This is a genomic window from Pseudomonas sp. W2Jun17, from assembly GCF_023127795.1.
Lineage (GTDB): Bacteria > Pseudomonadota > Gammaproteobacteria > Pseudomonadales > Pseudomonadaceae > Aquipseudomonas > Aquipseudomonas synxantha_A.
This window is the reverse complement of record NZ_SPKO01000029.1, coordinates 333,145-348,178: the sequence shown is the minus strand read 5'-3', so window position 1 is coordinate 348,178 and position 15,034 is coordinate 333,145. Positions and strand designations below refer to the sequence as shown.

The following is a 15,034-nucleotide window of genomic DNA, read 5'->3' as shown; positions in this document are numbered from 1 at the left end:
GGTTGGGGTTGTCACGTGTGTGTTTGCCAACTACCCTGAAAATGTTTGAATTATTACAAACAATTTCGGTTTGGCTTTTTTCGATCAAACGACTTCAGGATGAGGGACGAAAAAATGTTTTCACACGAAGGCACCGCAATAGAGCTGTTGACCCTGGTTTTCGCCGTGACGGGCGTGCTGTTGATTGCCTGGTTTATTCACCATCAATACGAGCTCAGGTCACGCAAGCGTGTAAAAAAACAACAAGGTGGTAATCAGCAGCCTTCCGCGCAAAACCGCTGATTGAGCATAAATCCGGGCCAGCCATTCGCGCCGGTTTCAGTTCGATGCTCCGAGGCTCGGCGTCAGCCACTGGCCTCGGATCTATTGATTCTCTGGGCCTTGACTTCACTTGCGTAGGCTTCAAGCCTTTGCTGCTGAGCTGTGAGTAGCGCGCAGACTTTCGTTAACGTCGCTACGTTATTGGATGCGCCGCCAGCTGCCAATGCCGTCAGTTGCACCACCGAGCAGCCGATAACCGCGCTGGCGTCTTCAAGGTCGTAGAACAGTTCCTGTTGCGCTGTCCTGGGGCCGTCGAGGTCGTCTATCAAAAGCGTGCACTCTGTGTGGGGTAAAAAGCTTAAGCGTGTACGACAGGGTAGTCATACCGGTGCACAAGGGAAAATTACAGACAAAGAAAAGCCCGCGATGGGGGGCGGGCTAAAGGGGATGTTTTCAGGAGCTGTAGGCACAATAGGCGCACGTCTGTGAAAGCTTTGTGAAACGCGCTCCTGAATTGAAATGCGTCTACACCGGCGAAATAGTCGCCAGCATCCCGATACCAATGGTCAGCACCAAAAAGCCGAACAGGAAAATTGCCATCTTGGTCATAAGGCCTCCGAAGGGAAGGGGGGACGACAGGAATGTCGGGATGGGGCTATTGTCCGCCTGGAGCGGCTTTCAATACAGGCGCAGATAGAAAAGAAAAAACCGTATCAGATTGCCCGTTAGCGCCTGCGCCGGGGCTTTTCAAGCCAACAGTTTTTATAAAGATCAGCGCCGCCCCTGAGACAGCCACCGCATTTGCCCCTAAGATAGCGCCCACTGCATCAACAATAAGAGTGGGTCCACCCTCGATGGAAAGACGCCAGTTCAGCGGTGGCATGCAAGGCAAGAACCTGCGCTACCTCAACGATCCCTCCCGGCAAGCAGCGTTGGTGACCCGCGTCGGTTTCCTGCTACTTGAACACTTCTCTCTGCCCGCTTTCACCCAGACCCTGGACACGCTGGTGACCGCCAATCTGTTGCGCCCCGAGCTATTTGCTTCGCGCACCTTCGGTTGGGGCGAAGGCGAAGTCATCAGCGACCTGGGCCTGGTCATCCGCCCCGATGCGAGCCTGGAACCTGCGGTCTTGCCGGACTTGGACCTGCTGGTCATCTGCGGGGGCTTTCGCACCGAACTCAAGGCCAGCGAACCCTTTATCCAGCTGTTGCGCAGCGCGGCCGAGGCGGGTGTCAGCCTGGCGGGTCTGTGGAACGGCTCGTGGTTTCTCGGTCGCGCCGGCCTGTTACAGGGCTATCGCTGCGCCATTCACCCCGAGCACCGTCCGGCGCTGGCGGAAGTATCCAAAGGCGCACAGGTCACCAGCGAGCCCTACGTGATCGACCGTGATCGCCTCACTGCGTCCAGCCCCTCCGGTGCTTTCCACATGGCGCTGGACTGGATCAAGAGCCTGCATGGCAAAGCATTGGTCGAAGGTATCGAAGATATCCTGGCGTTCGAAGAGTCGCGCTATCGCCGTATCAAACCCACCGAAAACGTCTGTGTCAGCGCACCGCTGCGTGAAGTGGTGAAGTTGATGGACGCCAACCTCGAAGAACCCCTGGAACTCGATCAACTCGCCGTCTATGCCGGTCGCTCCCGCCGCCAACTGGAGCGCCTGTTCAAGGAGCAACTGGGAACTACGCCACAACGCTACTACATGGAACTGCGTGTGACCGAAGCGCGGCGCCTGTTGCAGCATACCGAGCTGTCCCAGGTGGATGTGCTGGTAGCGTGCGGGTTTGTCTCGCCGAGCCATTTCAGCAAGTGCTACAGCGCGTATTTCGGATATCGCCCCTCCAAGGAGAAGCGGTTGGTCAGGTAACGTGGCAGGAGTTGAAGCGCCTTCTGAAGGAATGTAAATGGTCATAACGCTTATGGATCGTTATCGCGGCAGCTTGCTTGGGCTGGCGTGCGGCGACGCAGTAGGAACCACGGTTGAATTCATGCCCCGCGGCAGCTTTTCTCCCGTCACAGATATGCTTGGAGGCGGGCCGTTCAATCTCAAGCCTGGCCAATGGACGGACGACACGTCCATGGCGCTGTGTCTGGCCGAAAGCTTGTTGCACAAGGGCGGCTTCGATGCGAACGACCAGATGGGACGTTATCTGAATTGGTGGAAGTGCGGGTATCTGAGCTCTACCGGTGAGTGTTTCGATATCGGGATGACGATTCGCGATGCGTTGGCGATGTTTCAGCAAACTGGCGACGGTTTTTCGGGCTCAACGAATCCCTATTCCGCCGGTAATGGATCAATGATGCGCCTTGCGCCTGTGGTGTTGTTCTATTTCCCAGACTTGGAGAACATCCGCCGTTTCACTGCGCAAAGCTCACGCACAACCCATGCTGCCCAGGAAGCCATCGAGTGTTGCCAACTGCTGGCAGAAGCCATCGGTAACGCACTGAGCGGTGTTTCGAAAGGTGAAGTGCTGAGCTTCTCAAACACCTCTTTGTCAGCTCCAAAGGTCACGGCTATCGCACGCGGCGAATACCGCGATAAAACGCACACCGAAATCGTCGGCTCAGGTTACGCGGTGGCTTCCCTGGAGGCCGCATTCTGGTGCTTCGATCACACTGCCAGTTTCGCTGAGGCTGTGCTTGCTGCCGCAAATCTGGGGGATGACGCTGACACCACCGCCGCAATCGTAGGTCAATTGGCAGGTGCATATTATGGTGTGCACGCTATCCCTATCGGTTGGCTGGACAAGCTATGGATGCACGATGAAATCCAAGACACCGCTGATGCCTTATACAGTGCCTCGCTCATGCAGCGACAAGGCTTAGAACCGCTCCAATCGATAGGGCCGTAACTCAGCCACCCGCTCTCCCGTCGCGAGTTGCCCAACCCTTTCGGCGGTCACCGCCGCCTGTGTCAGCCCCAAATGCTGGTGCCCGAACGCAAGCAGTACTTTGCCGTCGCACACCCGGTCGATGATCGGCAGCGAGTCGGGCAGGGACGGCCGAAACCCCATCCACGGCGTGGCGCCACGGTCGCTGAGGTCGTGACGAAACAGTCCTTTGCTCAAGCGATGCAGTTGCCAGGCCCGTTGCATATTGGCCGGGCGGTCGAGGCCGGCGAATTCGACTGTGCCGGCCAGGCGCAAACCGCCGGACAGGGGGGTCATGATGAACTTGCGCTCCAGCGAGGTGACGGCAAAGGGCAGGCGCTGATGCTCGTGGGGCAGCATCAGGTGATAACCGCGCTCGGTGTCCAGCGGCACCTGTTTGCCGGTCAGTGCGGTGGTGAGTTTGGCCGAGTGCGCACCGCAGGCGATGAGTACTTGGCGCGCTGTCAGTACACCTTGGTCGGTCATCAATGAAACGCCGTTGCCCTCCAGGCGTCCATCCAACACGCGCTGCTTCAGAAATTGCACGCCCTCGGCCTTGGCCGCGTTCACCAGTTCGCCCACCACGGTGTACGGGTCGACAAAGTGCCCGGTAGTGGGGAAGAACAATCCGCCTTGTATCGCGTCGCTCAGTTGTGGCGCGGCCTTGCGCACCGCATCGCCGCTCCAGAAGTTCACCGCTACGCCTTGCTGAGTCATGCGCTGCTGCAACGCATCGATGGCAGCGCGGGATTCGGCGCGCTCAAACACCAGCAGTGAACCGTCTTCACGCAACAAATGCGCTTGCCCAATGGAGTGCAGCAAGCGCTGCCACGCGCCCAGGCTGCCTTCGTTCAATGCACGCAGGCCGGCCACGGTGCGCTGGTAGCTTGCCGGTCGCAGATTCAACAATAGGCGAATAAACCAGGGCAGGGCGCGGGGCAGGTAGGTCCAGTCCAGGCGCAGTGGGCCCATGGGGTCCAGCAGCATGGCCGGCAAGCGCTTGAGGATCGACAGGTCAGCAATGGGAAATACCTGCTCTGTCGCCAGGTGACCGGCATTGCCGTAGGAGGCGCCCATGCCCGGCGCCTGCGCGTCGACCACCAGCACTTGGCGGCCCTGGCGCGCCAGCTGCAAGGCACAGGCGACGCCGATGATGCCGGCGCCCACCACCACAATGTCTGCTTGATTGGGCTGGGCCATGGCTACGCCTCTCTCTGGCCGTCAAGCAGGCGCCGCAGCCCTAGCGGGTTGTCGTGCCCGAGCGCAGCGGGCAGTAAGGCATCCGGGAAATCCTGATAGCACACCGGCCGCAGGAACCTTTGGATCGCCGCCGTGCCCACCGAGGTGCTGCGCGCATCCGAGGTCGCCGGGAACGGCCCGCCATGCACCATCGCATCGCAGACTTCCACGCCGGTCGGCCAGCCGTTGACCAACAGGCGCCCGGCCTTGCGCTCCAGCACGGGCAGCAGGGCCCGGGCTTGTGGCAGATCCAGGTCATCCATATGCAAGGTCGCGGTGAGTTGACCTTCCAGGTGTTCGGATACCCGTCGTACTTGCTCGGCATCGCCGCATTCCACCACCAGCGAGGCGGCGCCGAAGACCTCGGCCTGCAGGTGTTCGTTGCTCAGGAATGCCTGGGCCTGGGTTACGAACAGATGGGCCTGGCCCTGGTTCGGCCCAGCTCCCGCCAGGCCCTTGGCGGCAACCTGGGCGTGCTGGGCCAGTGCATTCACGCCGGTTTCGTAGGCGCTGAAAATGCCCGGGGTGAGCATGGTCTGGGCCGGGCAACGTGCAAGCAGATCACTGGTGACCTTGATAAATCGGTCCAGGGCGCTGCCTTTCACGGCGATTACCAAGCCAGGGTTGGTGCAGAACTGGCCGGCACCTTGGGTCAGTGACGCGACAAAGCCTTCGGCCAATGCTTCAGCCCGTGCTTCAAGCGCGGCAGGAAACAGGTACACAGGGTTGATCGAACTCATTTCCGCATACACCGGGATCGGTTCCGGGCGTGCCTGGGCGGCCTGGCACAATGCGACACCGCCACGGCGCGAACCGGTAAAGCCTACGGCCTTGATGCGCGGGTCGGTCACCAGTGCGATACCCACCTCGTTACCCGCGCCATAGAGCAGTGAAAATACCCCTTCGGGCAAACCACACTGTTTGACCGCCTGGGCAACGGCGCGGCCCACCAGTTCGCTGGTGCCGGGGTGGGCGCTGTGGGCCTTGACCACCACCGGGCAACCGGCTGCCAGTGCCGACGCGGTATCGCCGCCCGCCACGGAGAAGGCCAGGGGAAAGTTGCTTGCCCCAAACACTGCGACCGGGCCCAGGGCGATATGTCGCTGGCGCAGGTCGGCGCGGGGCAGCGGTTGGCGCTGGGGTTGCGCGGTATCGACCCGTACGTCGAGCCATTCACCCAGGCGTACAGTGCGGGCAAAGGCGCGCAGTTGCCCGCAGGTACGACCGCGTTCACCTTGAATGCGTGCGCGGGGCAGGCCGGTTTCGGCGCTGGCGCGTTCGATCAATTCATCGCCCAGGGCTTCGATGTTATCGGCAATGGTTTCAAGAAACCCGGCGCGGTCTGCCAAGGTGGTTTCGCGGTAAGTATCGAACGCGGCCCATGCCAGTGCGCAGGCCTGCTCGACCTGCTCGCTGTCGCCGCCGGCATAGGCGGGTTCCAGTGGCGTGTCGGTGGCGGGGTTGATAGCGCGGATCGCATCGCGATGGCCGCAAAGGGATTGCTGACCAATCAGCATCTTGCCTGTCAGAGTCATTGGGCATCCTGAAAAACAGAGGGTGTTGTAGGAGCGAGCAAGCTCGCTCCTACAGAAAATCAAGCGACGTTCTGTTCCGCCGACCAGTTGGCATACCACTGGCGGAACAGCGCGTACTGCTGCTCGGCATAGCGGCGCTGGGCAGCGCTGAGCACATCGGTTTCGTTGAAGTGCAGGGCGTACTCCTGGTCACCGTTGAGCACCATCAGGTGCTTGTAATACAGCACCAGGTCGCAGCCTTCGTCGAACGACGACAGCACCGCCAGCGCGGCTTCCAGCTCGCGCGCCTGGCGACGGGCCTTGGCATCGCCCTTGGCGGCTTTTTTGCTCAGGGCCACCAGTTGCAGGACTTCCCGTGGCAGCGCGTTGCCGATGCCGGTGATCGCGCCGGTGGCGTTGCAGTTGACGAAACCGTGCACCACCTGGGTGTCGACACCGACCATCAGGGTCACGTCATCGTCCTGGGAGGTGATGTTTTCTGCGGCGTAGCGCAGGTCGGCAGCGCCGCCGAACTCCTTGAAGCCGATCAGGTTCGGGTGCTCGCGGCGCAGTTCGAAGAACAGATCGGCGCGGGTGGCGAAGCCGTAGTAGGGGCTGTTGTAGATCACCGCCGGCAAGTTGGGCGCGGCGTTGAGGATCGCTGCAAAGTGGGCCTTTTGTGCGGTGACCGAAGCACCCCGGGACAGCACGCGGGGAATCACCATCAGGCCATGGGCGCCGACCTTGGCGGCATGGGCCGCGTGGGCCACCGCCTCACGGCTGTTCACCGCGCCGGTGCCGACGATGGTCGGCACGCCGGCCGCGACCAGACGCGCCACGCCTTCCTGACGCTGAGCCTCGGTGAGCAGCGGCCAATCGCCCATGGATCCGCAATACACCACCGCACTCATGCCGATATCAATCAGCTCGCGGCCTTTGGCGACCAGTGCGTCAAAGTCCGGTTGGCGCTCGGCGGTGCAGGGGGTCATCAGGGCGGGCATGCAGCCGGTGAAGATGTTGTCGCTCATGGTGCTAACTCCATTCAGGTTAATAAATAAAAGGCTCAGATGCCCCAGGCAAACGGGTCCTGCTCGTCGATCAGCAAGGTGCTGTCGGCGGTCATGAAGGCGCGGCCGGTGATGAAGGGACGCACGCGTTCGCCGTCCCATTCATAGCGGCCCTGGAACTGACTGCCGGTGATGCTGGCTTGTACCCAGGTCTGCCCCGCAGCGAGTTTTCCATCGACGGCCAGGCACGCGAGCTTGGCGCTGGTGCCGGTGCCGCAGGGGGAGCGGTCATAGGCTTTGCCGGGGCACATCACGAAGTTGCGGCTGTCGGCGTGGGCGTCGTCGGCGAACAGTTCGACATGGTCGATCAACGCGCCGTCTGCGCCGTGAATACCTTGGGCCTCAAGGGCCTTGAGCATCGCCCAGGTGTAGTCGGTCAAGACGTCAACGTTGCTCATCTGCAGGGCCTGGCCGTGGTCCGACACCAGAAAAAACCAGTTGCCACCCCAGGCGATGTCGCCCAGCACCACGCCATACCCAGGCACCTGCACCGGTACCTGCTGGCGGTAGCGGTAGGCGGGCACGTTGCGCAGGGTTACGCCACCGTCTTCGTGCAGCGTGGCTGCCACCGGGCCTACCGGGGTGTCGATGGTGTGGACACCTGGCGCGATAAGGCCGAGGTAATGCAGGGAGGCGACCAGGCCGATAGTGCCGTGGCCGCACATGCCGAGGTAGCCGGCATTGTTGAAGAAAATCACTCCACAGGTGGCGCCCGGCGTGACCGGCGCGCAGTACAGTGCACCGACCAGCACATCGTTGCCCCGTGGCTCCAGCAGGCAGGCGCGACGCCATTGATCGTGATGAGTGCGCAGATCTTCAAGCTGCTCGGCGACGGTGGTGCCCGCCAAAGCCGGGAAGCCGTTCATGATCAGGCGCGTGGGTTCGCCACCGGTGTGGGAATCGATTACATGCAGTCGCTTCATGGAAGTTTCCATCAGTGAGTGGCCGCCGAGAGGGGAGTGTCGTAGTGGCTGTCAGTGACCGCTTCGCTTTCATCGTCTTCGGTCTCCAGGCGTACCAGGTGGGCCGGCACACCGGTGGCGGCGCCCCAGTAGTAGATGCCCAGGGCGCAGGCCGCCACGACCAGTGTGTCAAACGGGTGGCTGATCACGCCGATACCGCCAAAGCTGCCGAGCTTGGAGAGCAAAATGGTCACGGCGTAGAAGCCGATCAACCAGGCCGAGGAGCGTACTTGCTGCTTGAGATTGAGGTGCGCGGTCGGTACCCAGCGTGCACACAGCAGGTACACCAAAAACATCAGGATTTGCAGGCCCAACAGCCATGACACCGTGTTCCAGCCTGACCAGTACACGATCAGCGCGGCGATGATGAATGACAGCGGGCCCAATACCGCCATGCCCTTGACCCGGAACGGCCGCGCCATGTCCGGTGCATTGCGGCGCAGAGCGGCGACAGTCACCGGGGCCACGGCGTAGCTCAGGATCAACGCGGCGGACACCACGTTGATCAGCGCTTCCCAGGAAGGGAACGGCAGGGTCCAGAACACCGACAGGCCAAAGGTCAGCCACAGCGCCGGACGCGGGATGCCGGACTTTTCATCGATGCGCGTGAAGATCTTGAAAAAGGTGCCGGTCTGCGCCCAGCCATACACCACGCGCGGGGTGGCATTCATGTAGATATTCCCGCAGCCGCTGGGGGAGATCACCGCATCGGCCACCACCAGATAAGCCAGCCAACCTACACCCAGCGCCAGAGCGATATCTCGATACGGCAGGGCCAGTTCCTTGCTGATCCCGGCCCATCCATTGGCGAGCATTTCGGTGGGCACGCCGCCGAGAAACGCAGTTTGCAGCAGCACATAGATGGCAGTCGACAACAGTACCGAGAGAATCAGCGCGATGGGAATGGTGCGCTGCGGGTTTTTGACTTCGCTGGCCACCGAAATGATCGGCGTCAGCCCCAGGTAGGCGAAGATTACACCGCCAGCCGACACCGCCATCTCAATGCCCGAGAGGCCGAACGGTGCAAAACCATGCATCTGGAAGTTCGCCGGTTTGAAGAAGGTGAACAGCACGCCGATCACCAGCAACGGCACGATGAACTTGAACACGCTCACCAGGTTATTGGCGATGGCAAAGGTCTTGACGCTGCGGTAGTTGAGGATAAAGAACAGGCATAGTAGCGTGAACTGCACCAGCCAGCCCAGAGTGGTCGGGTCGCTGGAACCAGCCTTGGTCAACTCCGGAAACCACGCTGCGGCGTATTGGCGCGAGGCAACCACTTCAATCGCCACCAGGCTGGAAAACGCGATCAGCGTGATAAAGCCCATCAGGTAGCCCAGCAACGGGCCATGGGAGTACACCGGGTAACGCACCACGCCACCGGCGCGGGGCAGGGCGGCGCCGAGTTCGCAATAGACAATGCCCAGCAACAGCACGGCGAACCCACCCAGCAACCAGGAAAAAATCCCCGCCGGGCCGGCGATGGCCGACACATGACTGGCGGCGAATAACCAACCCGAACCGAAGATGGCTCCCAGCCCGATAAAGGTGAGGTCCATCAGTGACAGCTGTTTCTTGAACTTGCCTTGGCCTGACATAGCGGCGCCTTCTTGTGAGTTATTGGATAGGCATGCAGTGGCGCTATCGTGAACCCGCCAGCCCGGCGGCGATTGATGTTTTACGTGGGGATGAATGACGAATTCAGCACAATTTCCCGCACTCGACAGCGCCCGGCACATGGCGCAATCTGCTGGCCGTCGATCAATAAAAGGGCGGTGAAAGTCATGTTGCACAGCGCGTTTGCGAGCCTTCTCCACGGCAGCCGCCCCGACAGCATCGAGCAGCTATTGAACGGGGTAGAGCAGTTATTACCGATGTTCGACGTGCTGCCCAACGCCGCGATTTTTATCAAGGACATCGACGCCCGCTACGTGCTCGCCAACCGCACCCTGGTGCAGCGCTGCGGCCTGAGGCAGTTGCAACCGCTGCTGGGCAAGACCAGCGTCGAGGTGTTCCCTGCGCAACTGGGGCCGGGCTATACCGAGCAGGATCGGCGTGTGCTCGAACAGGGGCGGGTGTTGGAAGACCAGCTTGAATTACACCTCTACGGCACCCGCGAACCCGGCTGGTGCCTCACGCACAAATGGCCGCTGTACAACCGGCTCGGTGCAATCATTGGCTTGGCCGGGATTTCGGTAGACCTGCAATCGGCCAGCGAAACCCACCCGGCTTATCAACGCCTGGCGGCGGTGGATGAACACATCCGCACCCACTTCAACCGCCGCGTCACCTTGGGTGAGTTGACCCGTATCGCCGGGATTTCCGTGGCGCAGCTGGAGCGTTACTGCAAGCGTGTTTTCCACCTCACGCCGCGGCAAATGATCCAGAAGGTACGCCTGGAACATGCCCGGCGGTTGTTGCATACCGAGCTGCCGATTACCGAGGTGGCGCTGCAATGCGGGTACACCGACCACAGTGCGTTTACCCGCCAGTTCAAGGCATCGACCGGGTTCACCCCCAGGCAGTATCGGCAGACAACGCCAAGAGACAAGACAGACGAAAATCCAGTGTGGGAGGGGCGGTGCGATGATTCGACTTGCTCCCGATAGCTGTGGGTCAGATAAACATATGCTGACTGACACACCGCTATCCACATTTTAGATTGCTGCCGGCCCTGGCTCTATTTCAATGCAACGAATGGCGCGCACGCCGCTCATATGCTTACGAGTAACCTTTAACGACCACAGGTACCGAGCTTATGACCGCGGCGAACAACGATCATGTGAACTGGCTGGTGCAACAATCCATGCTGCACGCGGCGCGGCAGCGGGCCAAGCTCTACTCCGGGCAAGGGCGCTTGTGGCAGCAGCCCTACGCGCATACCCGGCCGCGTGATGCGTCAGCCTTGTCGTCAGTGTGGTTCACCGCCTACCCGGCGTCGATTGTCACCCGCGAAGGCGGCACGGTGCTCGAAGCGCTGGGGGATGAAACCCTGTGGCATGCCTTGTCGAAAATCGGCATTCAAGGCATTCACAACGGCCCATTGAAAAAGTCCGGTGGCTTGGCTGGCACCGAACACACCCCGACCATCGACGGCAATTTCGACCGCATCAGCTTCGACATCGACCCGCAACTGGGCACCGAGGCGCAGTTGCAGGCGTTGACGCGCATGGCCGCCGCGCACAATGCGGTGATCATCGACGATGTAATCCCATCCCACACCGGCAAGGGCGCGGATTTTCGCTTGGCGGAGATGGCCTACGAGGACTACCCCGGGCTGTACCACATGGTGGAAATCCGTGAGGAAGATTGGCCGTTGCTGCCGGACGTGGTCGAGGGCCGTGATGCACAGAACCTCAGCCCGGTGCAGGTGGACGCACTGCGCGACAAGCACTACATCGTTGGCCAGTTGCAGCGGGTGATCTTCTTCGAACCCGGGGTAAAGGAAACCGACTGGAGCGCCACGCCAGAGGTGGTCGGCGTGGATGGCAAACCACGGCGATGGGTGTACCTGCATTACTTCAAGGAAGGCCAGCCGTCGCTCAATTGGCTGGACCCCTCGTTCGCCGCGCAGCAGATGATCATCGGTGATGCGTTGCACGCCATTGATGTGATGGGCGCGAAGATCCTGCGCCTGGACGCCAACGGTTTTCTCGGCGTGGAGCGCAAGCTGGACGGTACTGCCTGGTCGGAAAGCCATCCGCTGTCGATCACCGGCAACCAGTTGCTCGGCGGCGCAATTCGCAAGGCGGGCGGTTTCAGTTTCCAGGAACTCAACCTGACTGTGGATGACATTGCCTCCATGTCCCACGGCGGCGCCGACCTGTCATACGACTTCATCACCCGGCCAGCCTACCAGCACGCGTTGCTGATGGGCGACACCGAATTCCTGCGCCTGATGCTGCGCCAGATGCACAGCCTGGGCATCGACCCGGGCTCGCTGATCCACGCGCTGCAGAACCACGATGAACTGACTCTGGAACTGGTGCACTTCTGGACGCTGCACGCCCATGACACCTTCCTGTTCCAGGGCCAGACCTTTCCCGGCAACATCCTGCGCGAGCATATCCGCGAGCAGATGTACGAACGCCTGACCGGTGAACATGCGCCGTACAACCTCAAGTTCGTCACCAACGGTGTGTCCTGCACCACGGTCAGCATCATCACTGCTGCCCTGGGCATTCGTGACCTTGAGGCGATTACCGCTGCGGATATCCAGCAGATTCGCCAGATCCATTTGCTGCTGGTGATGTATAACGCCATGCAGCCTGGGGTGTTCGCGTTATCCGGCTGGGACCTGGTGGGCGCGCTGCCGTTGGCGGCCGAAGACGTGGCGCACCTGATGGCCGATGGTGATACCCGCTGGATACATCGAGGCGCTTACGATCTGGTCGACCTGAACCCCGAGGCCGAGCTGTCGGCCGGGCAGATGCCGCGTTCCAAAAGCCTGTACGGCAGCCTGAACCACCAGTTGCAGGACCCGGACTCATTCGCTTCGCAATTGCAGAAAATCCTCAGCGTACGCCGCGCCTACGACATCGCCGCGAGCCGTCAGATCCTGATACCGGATGTCGAGCATCCGGGGTTGCTGGTCATGGTTCACGAACTGCCGGCGGGTAAGGGGACGCAGATCACTGCGCTGAACTTTGGTGCCACGCCGATCACCGAATCCCTGCACCTGCCTAACATCGCGCCGGGGCCGGTGGTGGATATCATCAATGAGCGTGTAGAAGGGGACCTGACAGAGGAGGGCACGTTCACGATTACGCTGGATGCCTATGAAGGGCTGGCATTGCGGGTAGTGAGCAGCACGCCGATGTAAATGGATATTGGCCCGACGTAGGAGCGAGCTTGCTCGCTCCTACACCTGGCATTATGGCAAGCCGATCAATGATGCTTATTCTTGTGCTTATGCTTGTTGCCTTTGTGCTTGGCGCCGCCTGAGCGATGATTGCTTTCGTCGTCGGCCAGGTTATTGCCCAGCGCGCCTCCGGCTGCACCACCGACGCCTGCGCCGATGGTCGAACCGGTGGTGCCGCCCAGGCGATTGCCAATCACCGACCCGCCTGCCGAGCCCAAACCGCCGCCAATCGCCGCTTCGGTTTTATTGCCCTTTTGCGCGCCGACCGCGCCACCCGCTGCGCCACCCACACCTGCGCCGATGGCCGCACCGGTGGACCCGCCGAGCTGTTGGCCTACCACATTGCCCAACGCGCCGCCGACACCGCCGCCCAGTGCGGCAGTGCCATCTCCGGCGGCCAGGGCCCCTTGGGAAATCAGGATGCCCAATGCCAGGGCAGGGAATGTCATTTTCATTTTTTTGTACCTCAAGGGCTGTCTCAGGCGTTCACGGGTTAAAGCACGCCTGGCATTCAGATTAGAGCACATGCGGTATCACTGCGGTTTTTGCGATAGTCATTGGCGCAAGAAAAAATTTCTTGCAGCCCTCTTGAATTCCGTTTCCTCGTCCATAAATTTTTGATCACGCGATGCCGAATGCGGGTCGCGTACTAAATCACTTGGAGAAACTCAGGAGATTTTATAATGGCTACTACCCTTTCGTTGGCCCCACTGTTCCGTCAATCGGTGGGCTTTGATCGCTTCAATGACCTGTTCGAGTCGGCGCTGCGTAGCGAGGCTCCGAATTCCTATCCACCTCACAACGTGGAAAAGCACGGTGATGACGCCTATCGGATTGTCATCGCGGTTGCCGGCCTGACCGAGGAGGATCTGGATATCCAGGTCGAAAGGGGCGTCTTGACGGTTTCCGGCGGTAAACGCGAAACCGACGATAAGGTCGCTTACCTGCACCAAGGCATTGCTCAACGTGCCTTCCGGTTGTCGTTCCGCCTGGCGGACCACATCGAAGTGCGCGGCGCAGCCCTGACCAACGGGTTGCTGAGCATCGACCTGCAGCGTGAGGTGCCTGAAGAGGCCAAGCCCAAACGCATCACGATTGGTGGCGAAACCAGGCCTGAACTGCGTCAGGTAAGTGTGCAGTAAAGCAAACGGCGGTAAAAAGGCGCTCTACGGAGCGCCTTTTTTGTGGGCGTTAACCCTCGCCCTTGATCGCAAACAACTTCCTGGCTTCGGCAAAACACTTCTCGGCAATGGCCGAGCGTGGTTCGGTCTTGCGCATCACCATGCCCAGGGGCGCGAGGACGCTGGCGTCCGGCAGGTTGATGAACGCCAGGTTCTCGATCGGGCTTTCCAGGCCGCTGTCCAACGGCATGATCGCGCAGCAGAAGCCTTCGTGGATCGCCTGGAACAGTTGATAGGTGGAATCGCTTTCGAGGATGGGCTGCGGATCCAGGCCACGGCTGCGGAAACTCAGGTCGATGGATTTGCGGTAGTGCATGCCGTTGCTGATCATCCCCAATGGCAGTTCGGCGGCGTCTTCCCAGCTCATTTGGGTGCCTTCGAAGTGGAAGTGGCGGGTGTCGTAGAGCAGCCCGACACGGGTCTCGCCCATTTCGAAAAAATCCAGGTAGTTGGGGTTGACGTGGTCCAGGTAGCACACACCCAGGTCCAGCTGGTTGGTGCCCAGCGCTTCGATGATCCTGTCCGAACTCATGGATGTGAGGCTGAACTTGAGTTCCGGGAAGGTGTGGGACAAGTCCTGAATGAAACTGATCGGGTTGAAACCGCTCAGGGGCACCAGGCCCAGGCGCAGGTTACCGACCAGTTGGCCACGGCAAGCGGCGGCTTCGGCGAACAGGCCGTCGTGGGCGGCGAGCAGGGTCCGGGCCCAGGCCAGTACGCGCTCGCCGGCTTCGGTGAAGCCTTCAAAGCGCTGGCCGCGGGTGACCAGCTCCAGGCCCAGTTCATCTTCCAGGTTGCGCAGGCGCATCGACAGGGTTGGCTGGGTGATATGGCAGCGTGCGGCAGCCTGGCCGAAGTGCCGGGTCTGCTCCAGCGCGATCAGGAATTTGAGTTGCTTTATGTCCATTAATGCACCTGCCTGGGAATAAGTGAAAAGCCGTTCATGGCGCAAGGTGCTGGAACCCCGCGCAACCCGGCGAATGAATGAGCAGACGATCTCATTGTAACGGCAGGCACGTCCAATCACCTGTATTGACAGAGTGATTGATGCACTCGATAGCAGTCCAGGGCCGGCAGTAAA

The 15,034-nt window shown here is 60.8% G+C and carries 14 protein-coding genes; 6 read left to right on the top strand and 8 right to left on the bottom strand.

Going from position 1 to position 15,034, the window contains the following annotated elements:
• Positions 1-99 precede the first annotated feature (99 nt).
• Positions 100-282, top strand: coding sequence for a hypothetical protein (locus E4O98_RS18840; protein ID WP_143508449.1), 183 nt, complete (start codon positions 100-102; stop codon positions 280-282).
• A gap of 62 nt (positions 283-344) precedes the next feature.
• On the opposite strand, the gene E4O98_RS18835 is transcribed toward E4O98_RS18840, so the two are convergent.
• Entirely contained in the window at positions 345-590 is a 246-nt protein-coding gene (locus tag E4O98_RS18835; protein WP_248135951.1) for a hypothetical protein, read from the bottom strand.
• Between the two features lie 552 nt (positions 591-1,142).
• On the opposite strand from E4O98_RS18835, the gene E4O98_RS18830 reads away from it, so the two are divergent.
• Together E4O98_RS18830 and E4O98_RS18825 are read left to right on the top strand one after the other, a co-directional pair.
• The gene (locus tag E4O98_RS18830; RefSeq protein WP_050549421.1) at positions 1,143-2,126 is read left to right on the top strand and encodes a GlxA family transcriptional regulator; all 984 of its coding nucleotides are present in this window, start codon (positions 1,143-1,145) and stop codon (positions 2,124-2,126) included.
• A gap of 37 nt (positions 2,127-2,163) precedes the next feature.
• Entirely contained in the window at positions 2,164-3,111 is a 948-nt protein-coding gene (locus E4O98_RS18825) for an ADP-ribosylglycohydrolase family protein (RefSeq protein WP_078821293.1), read from the top strand.
• On the opposite strand, the gene E4O98_RS18820 is transcribed toward E4O98_RS18825, so the two are convergent.
• Genes E4O98_RS18820 through E4O98_RS18800 form a run of 5 tightly spaced genes read right to left on the bottom strand, consistent with a single transcriptional unit; the run spans position 3,082 to position 9,509 of the window.
• On the bottom strand, positions 3,082-4,329 hold the full coding sequence (locus E4O98_RS18820) for an FAD-dependent oxidoreductase (protein ID WP_148854340.1): 1,248 nt from the start codon (positions 4,327-4,329) through the stop codon (positions 3,082-3,084). The two genes, E4O98_RS18825 and E4O98_RS18820, sit on opposite strands and share 30 nt — an antisense overlap.
• Before the next feature lie 2 nt (positions 4,330-4,331).
• Positions 4,332-5,903: an aldehyde dehydrogenase (NADP(+)) gene (locus E4O98_RS18815; protein ID WP_248135949.1), complete on the bottom strand. Its 1,572-nt coding sequence runs from the start codon at positions 5,901-5,903 to the stop codon at positions 4,332-4,334.
• Between the two features lie 59 nt (positions 5,904-5,962).
• A complete protein-coding gene (locus E4O98_RS18810) occupies positions 5,963-6,910 on the bottom strand; it encodes a dihydrodipicolinate synthase family protein (protein WP_032875598.1) in 948 nt (315 codons plus the stop codon).
• Between the two features lie 35 nt (positions 6,911-6,945).
• A complete protein-coding gene (locus tag E4O98_RS18805) occupies positions 6,946-7,872 on the bottom strand; it encodes a 4-hydroxyproline epimerase (RefSeq protein ID WP_248135947.1) in 927 nt (308 codons plus the stop codon).
• An 11-nt stretch (positions 7,873-7,883) separates the two neighbouring features.
• Complete coding sequence (locus E4O98_RS18800; protein WP_148854338.1) at positions 7,884-9,509, bottom strand: APC family permease; 1,626 nt, start codon at positions 9,507-9,509, stop codon at positions 7,884-7,886.
• A 186-nt stretch (positions 9,510-9,695) separates the two neighbouring features.
• Between E4O98_RS18800 and E4O98_RS18795 the strand changes: the two genes are divergently transcribed.
• Both E4O98_RS18795 and treS read left to right on the top strand, forming a co-directional pair.
• A complete protein-coding gene (locus tag E4O98_RS18795; RefSeq protein ID WP_248135945.1) occupies positions 9,696-10,520 on the top strand; it encodes an AraC family transcriptional regulator in 825 nt (274 codons plus the stop codon).
• 149 nt (positions 10,521-10,669) lie between these two features.
• Positions 10,670-12,733: a maltose alpha-D-glucosyltransferase gene (gene treS, locus E4O98_RS18790; RefSeq protein ID WP_148854336.1), complete on the top strand. Its 2,064-nt coding sequence runs from the start codon at positions 10,670-10,672 to the stop codon at positions 12,731-12,733.
• A 65-nt stretch (positions 12,734-12,798) separates the two neighbouring features.
• Here the strand turns inward: treS and E4O98_RS18785 are convergent, their stop codons facing one another.
• Positions 12,799-13,227: a glycine zipper domain-containing protein gene (locus E4O98_RS18785; protein ID WP_043047676.1), complete on the bottom strand. Its 429-nt coding sequence runs from the start codon at positions 13,225-13,227 to the stop codon at positions 12,799-12,801.
• Between the two features lie 228 nt (positions 13,228-13,455).
• On the opposite strand from E4O98_RS18785, the gene E4O98_RS18780 reads away from it, so the two are divergent.
• Positions 13,456-13,914, top strand: coding sequence for an Hsp20 family protein (locus E4O98_RS18780; RefSeq protein WP_078821298.1), 459 nt, complete (start codon positions 13,456-13,458; stop codon positions 13,912-13,914).
• A 49-nt stretch (positions 13,915-13,963) separates the two neighbouring features.
• Here the strand turns inward: E4O98_RS18780 and E4O98_RS18775 are convergent, their stop codons facing one another.
• Positions 13,964-14,860: a LysR family transcriptional regulator gene (locus E4O98_RS18775; RefSeq protein ID WP_032875580.1), complete on the bottom strand. Its 897-nt coding sequence runs from the start codon at positions 14,858-14,860 to the stop codon at positions 13,964-13,966.
• Between the last annotated feature and the right edge of the window lie 174 nt (positions 14,861-15,034).

Excerpts from the sequence above, each read along its gene's own strand:
- E4O98_RS18840 (WP_143508449.1), top strand. The coding sequence starts at position 100 with ATGAGGGACGAAAAAATGTTTTCACACGAAGGCACCGCAATAGAGCTG.
- E4O98_RS18830 (WP_050549421.1), top strand. The coding sequence starts at position 1,143 with ATGCAAGGCAAGAACCTGCGCTACCTCAACGATCCCTCCCGGCAAGCA.
- E4O98_RS18825 (WP_078821293.1), top strand. The coding sequence starts at position 2,164 with ATGGTCATAACGCTTATGGATCGTTATCGCGGCAGCTTGCTTGGGCTG.
- E4O98_RS18820 (WP_148854340.1), bottom strand. The coding sequence starts at position 4,329 with ATGGCCCAGCCCAATCAAGCAGACATTGTGGTGGTGGGCGCCGGCATC.
- E4O98_RS18815 (WP_248135949.1), bottom strand. The coding sequence starts at position 5,903 with ATGACTCTGACAGGCAAGATGCTGATTGGTCAGCAATCCCTTTGCGGC.
- E4O98_RS18810 (WP_032875598.1), bottom strand. The coding sequence starts at position 6,910 with ATGAGCGACAACATCTTCACCGGCTGCATGCCCGCCCTGATGACCCCC.
- E4O98_RS18805 (WP_248135947.1), bottom strand. The coding sequence starts at position 7,872 with ATGAAGCGACTGCATGTAATCGATTCCCACACCGGTGGCGAACCCACG.
- E4O98_RS18800 (WP_148854338.1), bottom strand. The coding sequence starts at position 9,509 with ATGTCAGGCCAAGGCAAGTTCAAGAAACAGCTGTCACTGATGGACCTC.
- E4O98_RS18795 (WP_248135945.1), top strand. The coding sequence starts at position 9,696 with ATGTTGCACAGCGCGTTTGCGAGCCTTCTCCACGGCAGCCGCCCCGAC.
- treS (WP_148854336.1), top strand. The coding sequence starts at position 10,670 with ATGACCGCGGCGAACAACGATCATGTGAACTGGCTGGTGCAACAATCC.
- E4O98_RS18785 (WP_043047676.1), bottom strand. The coding sequence starts at position 13,227 with ATGAAAATGACATTCCCTGCCCTGGCATTGGGCATCCTGATTTCCCAA.
- E4O98_RS18780 (WP_078821298.1), top strand. The coding sequence starts at position 13,456 with ATGGCTACTACCCTTTCGTTGGCCCCACTGTTCCGTCAATCGGTGGGC.
- E4O98_RS18775 (WP_032875580.1), bottom strand. The coding sequence starts at position 14,860 with ATGGACATAAAGCAACTCAAATTCCTGATCGCGCTGGAGCAGACCCGG.